The sequence below is a fragment of the Pullulanibacillus sp. KACC 23026 genome (genome assembly GCF_029094525.1).
In the GTDB taxonomy this organism is placed as follows: Bacteria; Bacillota; Bacilli; order Bacillales; family Sporolactobacillaceae; genus KACC-23026.
On the sequence record NZ_CP119107.1, the window covers coordinates 4,468,589 to 4,481,132 of the forward strand.

The following is a 12,544-nucleotide window of genomic DNA, read 5'->3' on the forward strand; positions in this document are numbered from 1 at the left end:
TCCCGGCACCATGCTCTCCAAAAGCAAATTACTCCAGCGAAAAACTTAATCAATACACTATTCAAAGCCACAGTTGCCACATACCTTTTACACTGTTACCGTTTTCAAAAGTGGGTTCAACAAGATGTTCTCACTCCTTTTAAATCTCTTCTTCAAAATTTTATTAAAGAGATTATTTTAACTCCTTTTTCCTAAACTCTTTTTCATGTCTTCATTCTAGAAAAAAGGGGGTCTTGAGTCTTTAAAATAAAATGTCATTTTTTATAATTTTTTAACCTTTGTTAAATTTTCGTTTTATCTCACCACTTTGCGAGCCTAAAAAAGGCCTTCGGGAAACCATCCCCGAAGACCTTACGTAATATTTCAATTCATGAGTTTTCTTTCCCGAATTGGATCACTTCAAATGCAGCACCATGTTTATACTGATTGGGAGAGACACCTGTAACCTTTTTAAAAACGGTGCTGAAATAGTGTTGACTTACATAACCCACACATTCTGCAATTTCTAGAATGGTTAAATCTGTTGAATTTAATAATTGAATGGCTTTATTAATTCTAAACTTAGTAACTAAGGAAATAAATGAAACACCTAACTCTTGCTTTATAACTCGGCTTAAATAACCGGGAGATACCTGGAGAATATCGGCCACCCATTCCAATGATAGTTCTTGATTTTCGTAATTTTGCCTTATGAATTGACGAGCTCGCCTTACTACTGGGGAAACTTGAGCATCTCTAAATACTTGGTAACGGCATTCTTGGAAAACAGCTTCTAAAGCCGTTAGCCTTTCATTCTGAACAGTTTCAAAGTGAACATTTACCGTTAGCTTTAGAAATACTTGAGCTGCTGTTTCAATTTGATTGATTTCTTCTTCTGAAACTAAGTCCCATAAACAGATCACAATAGAATCCGTTGACTCCCGAAAACTAAGATAATCCTTTCCTTTAAATAGGTCTGAAATAATATTATTAAGCGCGAAGAGAAAGAGCTGCCGGTCGTTCTCTTCTAAGTGAACCGGATCAACATGGTATTCTGGCCAACGGATAATCCCTAATTGTTTGGGTGACATAACGGGGAGATGAAGAAATTCTAGATGATTAATAATTTCTTCTTCTGCTAGATGACCCTGAATCCAATCTAAGCCAAATCGTTCACGCAAGACAGCCATGTTTTTTGATATTTGCTCATAAGCAGTCTTTAAATAGGTATCCTTCTTTAACCTATTATCCAATTCTATACTCAGTTTCTTCAAAATGCTTTGAAGTTGATCTGGGTTTGTTGGCTTTAAGATATAATCCTCCACATTCATCCGAATGGCTTCTTGTGCATAAGGGAATTCATCATGTCCTGTAATAATAACAATTTTACATTCGGGAAGGTGTTCACGAATATGCTTTATAAGAGTTAATCCATTCATAATTGGCATATTTATATCAACCAATAGAATATCAATAGCATGCTCTAAACAAAGTTCTAGTGCCTCTTCACCATCTTCCGCTTCTCCTACTACTTTCATGCATAGTGACTCCCAATCGACAGAATCGCGGACTCCTTCTCGAATTATAGGTTCATCGTCTGCAATTAAAACCTTCCAAGCCTGCTTCATCAATCGCTAACTCCTTTCCCCGAATTCTCAATCCACGGATGAACGAATGAAACTATTGTCCCAACCCCTTGATTACTCTCAATATATAAACCAAAAGGAGACCCAAAATGAAGATGTAATCGTGCTTGGACATTTAAGATTCCATATCCATTTAGAGCCTCTTCATTCTCAGTAAGCTTAGCAGCCTTGTCTAAATTCGTTCTCAATTTACTTAACGTCTCTGTGTCCATGCCTGCTCCATTATCTTCAACCCTGAAAAAAAGAAATTGTTTGTCTTTATAAGCTGAAATCCGTATAAGGCCAGGCCCTCTCCGTTCTTTAATACCGTGGTAAATAGCATTCTCAATGATGGGCTGAAGGATGATTTTTAGAACACTAGATTGACGTGCTTCAGGACTCACATCAATTATGTAGTTTAATTTATCTTGATATCGTGTTTTTTGTATTTTTAAGTAGCTTTCTATATGCTCAATCTCATTTGAAAGAGGGATAATATCTTGTCCTTTGCTTAAACCAATTCGAAATAATTTGGACAAGGCTTCGACAACCTCGGTTACATCATGTGCACCTCGTTTTCGAGTCATCCAATGAATCGTATCAAGTGTGTTGTATAAAAAATGCGGTTTTATATGGGCTTGTAGACTTTTTAATTCAGCTTCTCTTTTTAACCTGCTTTGTTCTTCAGAGAGTTTCATCCATTTTTTAATTTCAGTTAGCATTTTATGATACCTCTGGCCAAGCAACCCAATTTCATCTTTTCGATTTTCCCAATGATGATCTTCCAAACCATTAGACTCCACATTTTTCATAAAAGATATCAACTCATATATGGGTTTGGATAAACTATTGGCTAAAATCAGTGATGCTGTTATCCCTAATACAATCACAATATAAACGAATGTGATTACATAGAATCGTATTTTTTTTAGAACGAAAGCAGATTCCGTCTTTGGAAATACCCCAATGGTTAACCAGTTGGTATAGGGAGACTTTTGATAGATAAACTCCAAGTTTTGGCCATGAATGTTTTTTGAAAAATTACCCGAGCTATTCGAACCAAACCAGGATAATGGGATTTTTGAAATAAGCGGCTTTTCTGGGGAATAGATGGTATCCCCATGTTTGTCCAATACAGCTAAATAACCGTTCTTCCCTAGATGAATATCTTTTACTGTTTCAGCAATGACTCTTAAATCAAGTTCGATCATCACAACCCCCACTAATTTCTGAGTGTTAGGATCCGTAATCGAACGAGTGACCATCACCAAATCACTTGATTGATAGTTAGCTTGATTTTTTACATCATTATTTTTGGGGTGCCCTATTATCTCAAATATCCCGCCATTATTTTTTGCTTCTTTGTACCAAGATTCATTCGTCAAATTAACATCTGAACCTGTATATAATTCATTACTAATATATGTACCGTTATTTTTAATAATCATAATTCCTGCCACTTCAGGATACAGTGTTGGAAATTGCTCTAAGTAGGATCGAATTCCATAAAAATCGTTGTCCGCATCTCGTTTACTTAAAACGCTCTCATTTAGGAACTGATTCGTTTTTGAATCCGATGCTATAAAATAGGTAATGTTCTGCATATCATCCATGTAGAATTCAAGGGATTTATTAACCTTGCCAATGAGCTGCATCGTATCACTATCAATCTGAGTATCAACAATCCGGCTTGTAGTCAATTGAATAAAAATACCAAGCCCTATAGCTGGAAGAATACTTATTAATAAAAAGAAAATGATTAATTTATAACGAATCGGTAAATTATTTAACTTTAGTAAACTTAATCTTGACAAGTCCATCAACCCGATCAATCTTTACTTTGAATAAAATTTGTCCACATTCTTTTTGGTGACAACGGTAATACCGGTATCAACATTGGGCGGTACGGACGTCATTGAAATCGACTCATTACTGCTCGATTTAATTAGACCATGCTTAATTTGGAATAAGAATTGTAATGCCCAGTATCCCATCTCCCATGTTCCTTGAGATAAGGTTGCTGAAATCGTTCCATTCTTAACCATGTCTAGTATCCCTTTATCCGTATCAAAGCTTATTATCTTAACATGTGTGTTTGATCCCATATCCTTTTTGGCTTCTGCTATACCAAGACCGCCATTGGCCTCTGTAGCAAAAATACCTGATAAATCAGGGTATTTTTTTAGGACCTTGATAGCCGCCTCTTTTGAAGCAAGCTGATCCCCTTTACCATTTTCAATAGCAACAACATGAATATTTGGGTAATCCGACTTGATCTCATCCACAAATCCACTGGTCCTATCCTTATGATTCTGTTGATTGGGTAATGTTATAACAGCCACGTTCCCTTTCCCTTTTATGAGCTCTGCCAGTTTATCTGCTGCGATTTCTCCTGCATTATAATTATTTGTCCCTAAGAAGGAATAGGCCTTACTTCCTGTTGCACCAGAATCAAATGTCACAACCGGTATTCCATCCTGAACCGCTTTATCAATTACATTTTTTAGAGCCTCAGAATTGATTGCTGATACGGCAATACCTGAGGGGTGTTCACTAATCACTTGCTCCATGACCGTGGTTTCTTCATGAACATCCCGCTGCATCGCTCCCCTGTATTCAACCGATACATTGAGGAGATTTGCAGAGTCCTCAAATCCTTTAAAACAATTTTTCCAATAGTCCATTCCGGATTGAAACGTCACCATCACATATTTTTCATTAATCGATCCATTAACTCCTGAACTCGTCCATTCACTATTAGTGGCACTTGTATATTTGTAGTATCCAAAATAGGTAAGATATATAATAACCAATAAACCATAAACCAAAAAGATTTTTTTCATTCTACCCACCTCAGGCGGAATCGGATTTATCATAAATTAAATAATACTCCGTAAGTTCAAAAATGTAAACGCTAGCATTTGATCCGTCAATAAGGATTAATAACTAATTTTAAAGACGAAAAATAGGCTATGAAGCTAATTAAAAACTTGAGGGTCCTAGGAGGATCTTTTAACACCGTTCAATACGTGTATTTGTCACGAACAATAAAAAAGGAGGCTCCCCAAAAGTTATAACAACTCGTGAGAAGCCTAACGGGTTTACTTGTGAGGTGCAAAACTCTAATTATCACCTTAAATCACACTACTACTCACAATAAAATGACAGAAATAAAAGACTAGTAAACGTCAAAACAACCAAATCTTTTGAGATTCGGTTGTTTTATTTTCATAAAATGAAATCGATTACCTATTTCATTAAATGGCTAAAGTGAACTTTCTAATTAAGCGGAGAAATTCCGCTTATTTAGAAATCAGCATTGAAAATAGCTAAAATAGACGGAGAAATTCCGACTATTGACTCAAAAAACATGAAAATGGGTCATTTCTTTTTGTTTAAACGGAAAATCTCCGCTTATTTACGACGAACTGAACGCTACTTTGGTTGATAACGGAAAAATCTCCGCTTATTTCAACGATCACAGGTGACGCTAAAATTTCTTGTTAACCATGACAGTCCGTTTTTTACTTTAAGAACCATTTTTCCACAAACTCTTCGATAATCTAACTTTTATTTTAACAGATAGATCCAAATGGCTTGGTAATCCCCCTACCTTTCACTTGCTCAATCACAGGTTAATTCAAACACCTCGAATAACTATATCCACCCATGTAAATTAAACTGTGATTTGGAAAGGTCAATAAACATTGATATTACAATAAAAATCGCATGGTAAAACCCGTGGGATTTACCTCGATAGTTAATTGTTTGCACTTCTGAAGTGAACCCGTTATGAGAAGCCTCTTCATTTTTAATTTTGTTGGCAAGCAGTTCAGAAGTCCTTATATATCAAAGCTCTGAGGACGTTATTAAATCATGACGCCCGTAAGCTTTTAGAGTGTAACATGTTAACATGATGTTAGCATTACAAATAAATGATTTAGGAATGGGTAATACCTTAATTTGACTACTCTACAGTATAATATTAAGCATTTGTATTTAACGAATGACGTGTCAAATTAGAACCTGTTTACACGTCATTTATCGTATGCATTTATTTTTGTTGGAACCGTTTCCCCTTGGAAGGAAGGGACCTATTTAATGTGCTGAACTCTACCCACTTGTCCATCCGTGAGCCTGACTTTGATTCCATGCGGATGAAAACTGGATTTAGTCAAAATATCTTTCACAACACCGCTCGTTAACTTACCTGTTCTTTGATCGGCTTTAAGAACAATTTCAACCGCTGTCCCTGGCGCCAAATCTTTGCGGTTCTGCCCGTTCATTCCGCACCCCCTCGTCTTAACTGGCTCATTATATTTGCTGGCTCGTTTTTCTCTATGCGATTAACAGCTGCTTCGATTCGCTCTGATCGTTGATCCATAACATCTAACCTGTCTTCAACTTCTTCCAATCGTTTATCGACATTATCAAAACGGCCATTCAAAGCAGTTATGTTTTCTTTATTGTCAGCTACTATGCTTATGAGCTGTTGCATCATTTTTTCTTGGCGTTCTAGTCGTTCATTCATTTTGACAAGAAGATCTTTTAATTCATCGGGCACATTATTGCCTCCTAACATTCATTCCTAATTCTAATACGTATGTACTCTAAAAGCACCTGCCAAATTTTATAAATTCACCTATTTTTAAGTTGGATCCGGTACACAAGCTTTAGTTGGACCATTCGGCGCTGACCACGATCATTTTGTTGTTTTTGTATCCTTAGAGTTCACAGTGTAAACTATTACGCCACTGTAGTCTTGATGAGGTGCATTACTCTACCATCAGTATCGTAAATATTTCCGCACTTCAACATATCCGAAGTGGCGGATTCATTTATTGAAGCAACTGCCCCATTATTAATTGTAACAATTATATCATAGGGTCCAACTGTTATGGAGTTATCAGTATTATTGTCTATCCCAAGTTCTAACATGATTTCTGGTTGAGGAGATAAGCTGCTTAATGTCCCAGCAACAGCACTCAGTATCCCTGATAAGCAAATTTTGACAACAAAAAAAGAAGACTACCTCCTTGTTTTAGGAAGTAGTCTTTTCTTTATATAAGTTATTGCGTTGATAGGTTCATAAGATGAAGGCTTTTTGCCTTACATCATGCCGCCCATTCCGCCCATGTCTGGCATTCCGCCGCCAGCTGCAGGTGGTTCTGGGATTTCAGCTACGACAGCTTCAGTTGTTAGGAACATAGCGGCAACGGAAGCAGCGTTTTGAAGAGCTGAACGGGTTACTTTAGTTGGGTCAACGATACCCGCTTCGATCATGTTTACCCATTCGCCTTTAGCAGCATCGAATCCGATACCCACTTTTTCATTCTTGAGGCGATCCACGATGATGGAGCCTTCAAGACCGGCGTTGTGAGCGATTTGACGAACTGGCTCTTCAAGAGCGCGAAGAACGATTTTAACACCAGTCGCTTCGTCGCCTTCAGCTTGAACAGCAGCAACAGCATTGTAGACATTCACAAGAGCTGTACCACCACCGGAAACAATACCTTCTTCAACAGCAGCACGAGTTGAGTTAAGAGCATCTTCAATGCGAAGCTTGCGTTCTTTAAGCTCAGTCTCAGTAGCAGCACCAATTTTGATGACCGCTACACCGCCAGCTAGTTTAGCAAGGCGTTCTTGTAATTTTTCTTTATCGAACTCAGAAGTTGTTTCTTCGAGTTGTGCTCTAATTTGGTTAACGCGAGCAGCAATCTTTTCAGAGTCGCCAGCACCGTCAACGATAGTTGTGTTTTCTTTTGTAACAATAACTTTTTCAGCTGTACCAAGCTGAGTAATGCTAGCAGATTTGAGGTCAAGACCGAGGTCCTCAGTGATGACTTCAGCACCAGTAAGAGTCGCGATATCTTCAAGCATGGCTTTACGACGGTCACCAAAGCCAGGAGCTTTAACCGCAACAGCGTTGAATGTACCGCGAAGTTTGTTCATGATAAGGGTAGCAAGAGCTTCACCTTCAACATCCTCAGAGATGAGAAGAAGAGGTTTGCCTTGTTGAACCACTTGTTCAAGGACTGGTAAAACTTCTTGAATGCTAGAGATCTTCTTATCAGTGATTAAGATATATGGATTGTCTAAGACAGCTTCCATTTTGTCAGAATCAGTGATCATGTATGGAGAAGCATAGCCACGATCGAATTGCATCCCTTCAACCACTTCAAGCTCAGTTGCGAAGCCTTTGGATTCTTCAGTCGTAATAACACCATCATTACCAACGCGCTCCATAGCTTCAGCAATCAATTGGCCGACTTCTTCGTCAGCAGCCGAGATAGCCGCTACTTGAGCGATGGAAGATTTGCCTTCGATTGGCTTAGAAATGCTTTTTAGTTCTTCTACAGCAGCTTTAACTGCTTTTTCGATACCGCGGCGAATAACCATTGGGTTAGCACCGGAAGTTACGTTTTTGAGTCCTTCACGGATCATTGCTTGAGCAAGAACCGTAGCAGTTGTTGTACCGTCACCTGCTACATCGTTCGTTTTGCTGGCAACTTCAGAAACCAACTGTGCACCCATGTTTTCGAATTTATCTTCAAGCTCAATTTCTTTTGCAATCGTTACACCGTCATTAGTGATTAGTGGTGAACCGAATTTCTTCTCAAGGACGACGTTGCGGCCTTTTGGTCCTAGTGTGACTTTAACCGCATCTGCCAAAGCATCGACACCGCGTAGCATAGCGCGACGTGCATCTTCACTAAACTTAATTTCTTTAGCCATGTGTCATAGCCTCCCTTATTTATGTAGTAGACTAAAAACTGTCTACCTCTGTTCTTCTTCAAAAATAAATTTCTTTACTTTGATTAACCTACGATTGCAAGAACATCGTCTTGGCGAAGAATGAGGTACTCTTTACCTTCGTATTTAACTTCAGTACCTGCGTACTTAGAGAAAATAATGCGATCTCCCTCAGCTACTTCAAGAGCAATACGTTCGCCGCCTTCAGTCACGCGACCGTTACCAACTGCAACTACGCGGCCTTCTTGTGGTTTTTCTTTTGCTGAGTCAGGCAATACAATGCCGCTCGCCGTTTTCTCTTCTTGCTGTACGAGTTCGATAATAAGACGATCTCCTAAAGGTTTTAACATTGGAAAAACCCTCCTTGTTGGATCGAAATTTTTTTGTTAGCACTCACTTGTCGCGAGTGCTAATTCCATTTAATATATTAATCAATTCTTCTACAGTTTGCAAGTCCTACCCTATAAAATTTTTACCTTTTTTTCTCTTTTTAACCCTAACAAATAGTTAAGCCTCTATAGACTAGTTGGCTAATTACTGAATTTTTCATTTTTATACCCAAAATAATAAAACTTGCAGATCGGGCAAATGAAGTGGCTTTCTTTTGAATATGATAAAATAAGTTCCAAAAGCTGTCCCAGGTGTTACTTAATCAGGAGATTCTTACCTGTTTGCGAAATGAGCGTTTGGCGCTAAAATCCTGTTCATTTTATCATTACTAGATTGTTTGCCTTTTAATAAAAAACTACCTAGAAAGAAAAGGAGATTAACTATTGCTTAAAAGGTATATTATGATCATCATTGTCTATGTCCTTTGTCAATTGTCTGGCTTTCTAGCCCTTACTCCCATACTTTCCGTTGTACCAAAGGGCCAAAGAGAAGGCTTTATGATCTCCCTAAGCTTTATTGTTTGCTTGGTCCTTACGCTTCTCATCCTTATGCCGGAAAGACATATTAAGCGGCCTTATATGGAGCCTAGCACCATTGTTTCATGGATAATTGGCGGTATTTTTTTAGTTTATCTTACTCAAATGGTCGCTGGGATCATTGATTATAATCTCTTCGGCAGTCCAGCGCAGTCGCAAAATACAGAAGATATTATGAAACTTGCTCGGCAATCTCCCTATATCATCTTGTCCGTAGTGGTGATTGGTCCTATCTTAGAAGAAATCATTTTCCGAAAAATCATCTTCGGATCCCTAAATCGGTTTATGCCGTTTTTCTTTGCTGCCGTCATTAGTTCGTTACTCTTTGCCTTAGCTCATGCTGATGGGCATCTGATTATTTACGGTTCAATTGGCTTTGCCCTCGCTTTTTTGTATCACAAGACCAAACGGATATATGTCTCGATGTTCGCTCATGGTTCTTTAAATGCGATTGCGACCATTTTGGCCCTGTCCCCGCATGTCCAGAAATTTCTCGAGCAGCATCAGCCAAGCTGGATTGGATGGTGGTTTTAATGTCCTATATGGCAAAAAGCCTCCTCTATCTCATCTTTGGCTTTTTATTTACTTATTACGCCTGCCGTGTGGCTACCCCATCCGTTTGGAATTGGCGCATCTTATTTCTTGTCGCTTTTGCCTCCTACGATGTCCAATTGGGGCTCATCAATTGGGTCCGCTATAGTCAATTTAAGTTTAAGCACTAAGAGGCTGGGACAGAAGTATGTTACGAATAGAAAAAACCGAACTTATTCACACATTTTAACGTGATGAGTTCGGTTTTTCATTTATAAGTTAAGTCATTTATGAAACGCTAGTCAAAATACGTCGCTTTCCGCGGGCACGGCCTCAGCCTCCTCAGCAAGGAAAACGCTTGCTTGCAGGGTCTTCGGACACGTGCTGTTCCCGCAGGGGTCCCCGTATTTTGACTGCGCTTCCTATTTGTTTCTGTACTTATAAAATGTATTGTTCGGAATTTAAGTCAGTTAGTTTAGTTTTGTACCAGCCTCTTAGTTGGTTTTATTTAGTTGCAGCGAGCCCGTTGCTTGATTTCCTTCATGATTGGGCTTAAGTAGTAAAAAAACGCCTTCTCTTAAAGAGAAAACGTTTCGTCATCTTGCAAGGTAAGAATCACAGGGCCGTCCTTAGTAATGGCAATCGTATGCTCAAACTGGGCAGAGAGTGAGCCGTCAACAGTGCGTGCGGTCCAACCGTTGTCGTCCATTTTGGATCGCCAATCCCCACTATTAATCATCGGTTCAATTGTAATGACCATTCCCTCTTTTAAGCGCAGACCTTTTCCAGGTAAACCGTAATGCGGCACTTGGGGTTCTTCATGAATCGTCGGTCCAATACCGTGTCCTACAAAATCTCGAACCACACTGAAGCCTTCTCCTTCTGCATAGGCTTGGATGGCATGACCGATATCGCCAATCCGATTGCCAATAACCGCTTCACGAATCCCTTTATAAAGAGATTCCTTTGTTACGTCCAAAAGCCTCTGCGTTTCAGCTGGAACCTCTCCGACTGCATAACTCCAAGCGGAATCGGCAAGAAATCCATCTAAGTTAACAACCATATCAATCGTAACGATATCGCCATTTTTCAAAGGCGTTGATCTTGGAAACCCATGGCAGATTTCATCATTTATAGATGCACAAGTGGCGAACTGATAGCCATTGAAGCCTTTTTGCTCTGGGGTTGCCCCGTTCTTAGCCAAATACCGATCAACAAATTCTTCTATTGCTTGCGTGGTGATGCCTGGTTTGATCATTTTTTTGATTTCTTTATGAACGCTTGCAAGCAAGACGCCTGCTTCCCTCATCTTCTCTATTTCATTTGCTGACTTTAATTGAATCATGTCAGACCTCCTATTCTCTGCAATGCTTCCTGAACGTTCACAGCTAACCGCCATCCCTAAACTATATGGAGATTTCTTCGCTAATACTCAAGATTAAAGCAGTCTATTCTTTGTTCATCGTATATGTGAAACGCTACCCTCTTATCATACCAATTATAGTCACCCAGGCTCAAATAATTATGAGCGAAAGGACTGGCAGAATCGAAAATAATTAAAACGGCGCTCCCCTCTTTGGGTGCGGTTCTCCTCGTCAGCTGTAACGAGCCTACTACTTGAAAGCCCATCATGAATTTGTCATCTTTGGATAGTTGTTCGTGCTGGCTTGCGCAAAATCTCTATCTTTAATCAAGGATTTTTAGCACAGCTGACAAGTCAAGATTTGGGAATTTATGCCCATGTGTCCTTTAGAAATAGAAAAGATCCAAAAAGTGGTGTCACCTTATTAAAAAAAATAAAAACCACGATCAGGATTCATCGTGGCTAGCCATTCGTTTTAATGATTGATTAAATGTATATCTCGATATAAGAACGCTTATTTCGTACAAAATTACTAGCGGCACCATGACGATCAACTGTGACATAACGTCTGGCGGGGTGATTAACCCTGCAACAACGAGCAAAACAAAATAAGCATATTTTCTTATTTTAGTAAGAAAAAAAGGTGTAATAATACCGAGACGTGTTAAAAACATCACCAATACGGGCAGCTCGAATACAAGGCCAAACGGCAGCGTAATCTGAATTAAAAAATGAAAATATTCATTGATCCCGATGACGCTTGTAATATGTAAAGAACTGCTGAGCGTTCCCATGAAATGCAGCACATAAGGGAACAATACATAAAATGAAAAAGCCACACCTGCTAAGAAAAGAACGATCATAATGGGAATGTAAGATAAAGTAACCCGGCGCTCGTTTTTATAAAGCCCAGGGCTCACAAATGCCCACAACTGGTAAAGGAGGAGCGGCGAAACTAATATAATTCCAATAACAAAGGCCATTTGCATGTAAATATTAAAGGGATCGGTCACCCGAAAATAATTCATTTGAATATGATCGGCAGCTTTAATGTGCTGAAGATAGATGATCAGCGGCTTTGCCAAGAAAAAACCAATGCCAAAAGAGACAGCGAAACCGATGGCGCTTACAATCAACCGTTTCCTGAGCTCTTCAAGGTGTTCGGTCACACTCATAGAAGTATCTTGCATCAGCGATCATCCTGCTTCTCTTTTACGTCATCTTCATCGACAATCCCTTTAGTTGCATTACGAAATTCACGCAGCGTATTTCCAGCTGCCTTTCCGAATTCAGGAAGTTTTTTTGGTCCAAATATAATAAGAGCTACGATCGCAATTAAAGCAATACTGCCCGCACCAAGACCCATA

12 protein-coding genes are annotated in these 12,544 nt (G+C 39.1%); 2 read left to right on the forward strand and 10 right to left on the reverse strand.

Translation table 11 applies throughout. The features are described 5' to 3' along the window. Positions 1 to 368: 368 nt before the first annotated feature. The 7 genes from PU629_RS20725 to groES form a co-directional block, all read right to left on the reverse strand. Positions 369 to 1,607 carry a response regulator transcription factor gene (locus PU629_RS20725; RefSeq protein ID WP_275281921.1) on the reverse strand — a complete coding sequence of 413 codons (1,239 nt, stop codon included), beginning with the start codon at positions 1,605 to 1,607 and terminating at the stop codon, positions 369 to 371. Continuing rightward, positions 1,607 to 3,424, reverse strand: coding sequence for a cache domain-containing sensor histidine kinase (locus PU629_RS20730; protein ID WP_481900524.1), 1,818 nt, complete (start codon positions 3,422 to 3,424; stop codon positions 1,607 to 1,609). Before PU629_RS20730 ends, PU629_RS20725 begins: the two co-directional genes overlap by 1 nt. Before the next feature lie 15 nt (positions 3,425 to 3,439). After that, entirely contained in the window at positions 3,440 to 4,447 is a 1,008-nt protein-coding gene (locus PU629_RS20735) for a substrate-binding domain-containing protein (protein WP_275281923.1), read from the reverse strand. A gap of 1,251 nt (positions 4,448 to 5,698) precedes the next feature. Further along, positions 5,699 to 5,890 carry a YwbE family protein gene (locus PU629_RS20740; RefSeq protein WP_275281925.1) on the reverse strand — a complete coding sequence of 64 codons (192 nt, stop codon included), beginning with the start codon at positions 5,888 to 5,890 and terminating at the stop codon, positions 5,699 to 5,701. Further along, on the reverse strand, positions 5,887 to 6,168 hold the full coding sequence (locus PU629_RS20745; RefSeq protein WP_275281926.1) for a hypothetical protein: 282 nt from the start codon (positions 6,166 to 6,168) through the stop codon (positions 5,887 to 5,889). The genes PU629_RS20740 and PU629_RS20745 overlap by 4 nt, the downstream gene beginning before the upstream one ends. A 545-nt stretch (positions 6,169 to 6,713) precedes the next feature. Beyond that, positions 6,714 to 8,339 carry a chaperonin GroEL gene (groL, locus tag PU629_RS20750; RefSeq protein WP_275281927.1) on the reverse strand — a complete coding sequence of 542 codons (1,626 nt, stop codon included), beginning with the start codon at positions 8,337 to 8,339 and terminating at the stop codon, positions 6,714 to 6,716. Between the two features lie 83 nt (positions 8,340 to 8,422). Then, positions 8,423 to 8,707, reverse strand: a complete 285-nt coding sequence (gene groES / locus PU629_RS20755; protein ID WP_275281928.1) for a co-chaperone GroES — start codon at positions 8,705 to 8,707, stop codon at positions 8,423 to 8,425. 423 nt (positions 8,708 to 9,130) lie between these two features. Here groES and PU629_RS20760 point away from each other — a divergent pair, with 423 nt between their 5' ends. Together PU629_RS20760 and PU629_RS20765 are read left to right on the forward strand one after the other, a co-directional pair. Next, on the forward strand, positions 9,131 to 9,817 hold the full coding sequence (locus PU629_RS20760) for a CPBP family intramembrane glutamic endopeptidase (RefSeq protein ID WP_275281929.1): 687 nt from the start codon (positions 9,131 to 9,133) through the stop codon (positions 9,815 to 9,817). Then, positions 9,817 to 10,005 (forward strand): hypothetical protein, encoded by a 189-nt coding sequence (locus tag PU629_RS20765; protein ID WP_275281930.1) that lies wholly within the window; start codon positions 9,817 to 9,819, stop codon positions 10,003 to 10,005. The genes PU629_RS20760 and PU629_RS20765 overlap by 1 nt, the downstream gene beginning before the upstream one ends. A gap of 386 nt (positions 10,006 to 10,391) precedes the next feature. Here the strand turns inward: PU629_RS20765 and map are convergent, their stop codons facing one another. The 3 genes from map to PU629_RS20780 form a co-directional block, all read right to left on the reverse strand. After that, entirely contained in the window at positions 10,392 to 11,159 is a 768-nt protein-coding gene (gene map / locus PU629_RS20770; RefSeq protein WP_275281931.1) for a type I methionyl aminopeptidase, read from the reverse strand. Between the two features lie 464 nt (positions 11,160 to 11,623). Further along, complete coding sequence (tatC, locus tag PU629_RS20775; protein WP_275281932.1) at positions 11,624 to 12,367, reverse strand: twin-arginine translocase subunit TatC; 744 nt, start codon at positions 12,365 to 12,367, stop codon at positions 11,624 to 11,626. Further along, positions 12,367 to 12,543 carry a twin-arginine translocase TatA/TatE family subunit gene (locus PU629_RS20780; protein WP_275281933.1) on the reverse strand — a complete coding sequence of 59 codons (177 nt, stop codon included), beginning with the start codon at positions 12,541 to 12,543 and terminating at the stop codon, positions 12,367 to 12,369. The genes tatC and PU629_RS20780 overlap by 1 nt, the downstream gene beginning before the upstream one ends. Position 12,544 lies beyond the last annotated feature (1 nt).

Excerpts from the sequence above, each read along its gene's own strand:
- PU629_RS20735 (WP_275281923.1), bottom strand. The coding sequence starts at position 4,447 with ATGAAAAAAATCTTTTTGGTTTATGGTTTATTGGTTATTATATATCTT.
- groL (WP_275281927.1), bottom strand. The coding sequence starts at position 8,339 with ATGGCTAAAGAAATTAAGTTTAGTGAAGATGCACGTCGCGCTATGCTA.
- PU629_RS20765 (WP_275281930.1), top strand. The coding sequence starts at position 9,817 with ATGTCCTATATGGCAAAAAGCCTCCTCTATCTCATCTTTGGCTTTTTA.
- PU629_RS20730 (WP_481900524.1), bottom strand. The coding sequence starts at position 3,424 with ATGGACTTGTCAAGATTAAGTTTACTAAAGTTAAATAATTTACCGATT.
- tatC (WP_275281932.1), bottom strand. The coding sequence starts at position 12,367 with ATGCAAGATACTTCTATGAGTGTGACCGAACACCTTGAAGAGCTCAGG.
- map (WP_275281931.1), bottom strand. The coding sequence starts at position 11,159 with ATGATTCAATTAAAGTCAGCAAATGAAATAGAGAAGATGAGGGAAGCA.
- PU629_RS20725 (WP_275281921.1), bottom strand. The coding sequence starts at position 1,607 with ATGAAGCAGGCTTGGAAGGTTTTAATTGCAGACGATGAACCTATAATT.
- PU629_RS20740 (WP_275281925.1), bottom strand. The coding sequence starts at position 5,890 with ATGAACGGGCAGAACCGCAAAGATTTGGCGCCAGGGACAGCGGTTGAA.
- PU629_RS20780 (WP_275281933.1), bottom strand. The coding sequence starts at position 12,543 with ATGGGTCTTGGTGCGGGCAGTATTGCTTTAATTGCGATCGTAGCTCTT.
- groES (WP_275281928.1), bottom strand. The coding sequence starts at position 8,707 with ATGTTAAAACCTTTAGGAGATCGTCTTATTATCGAACTCGTACAGCAA.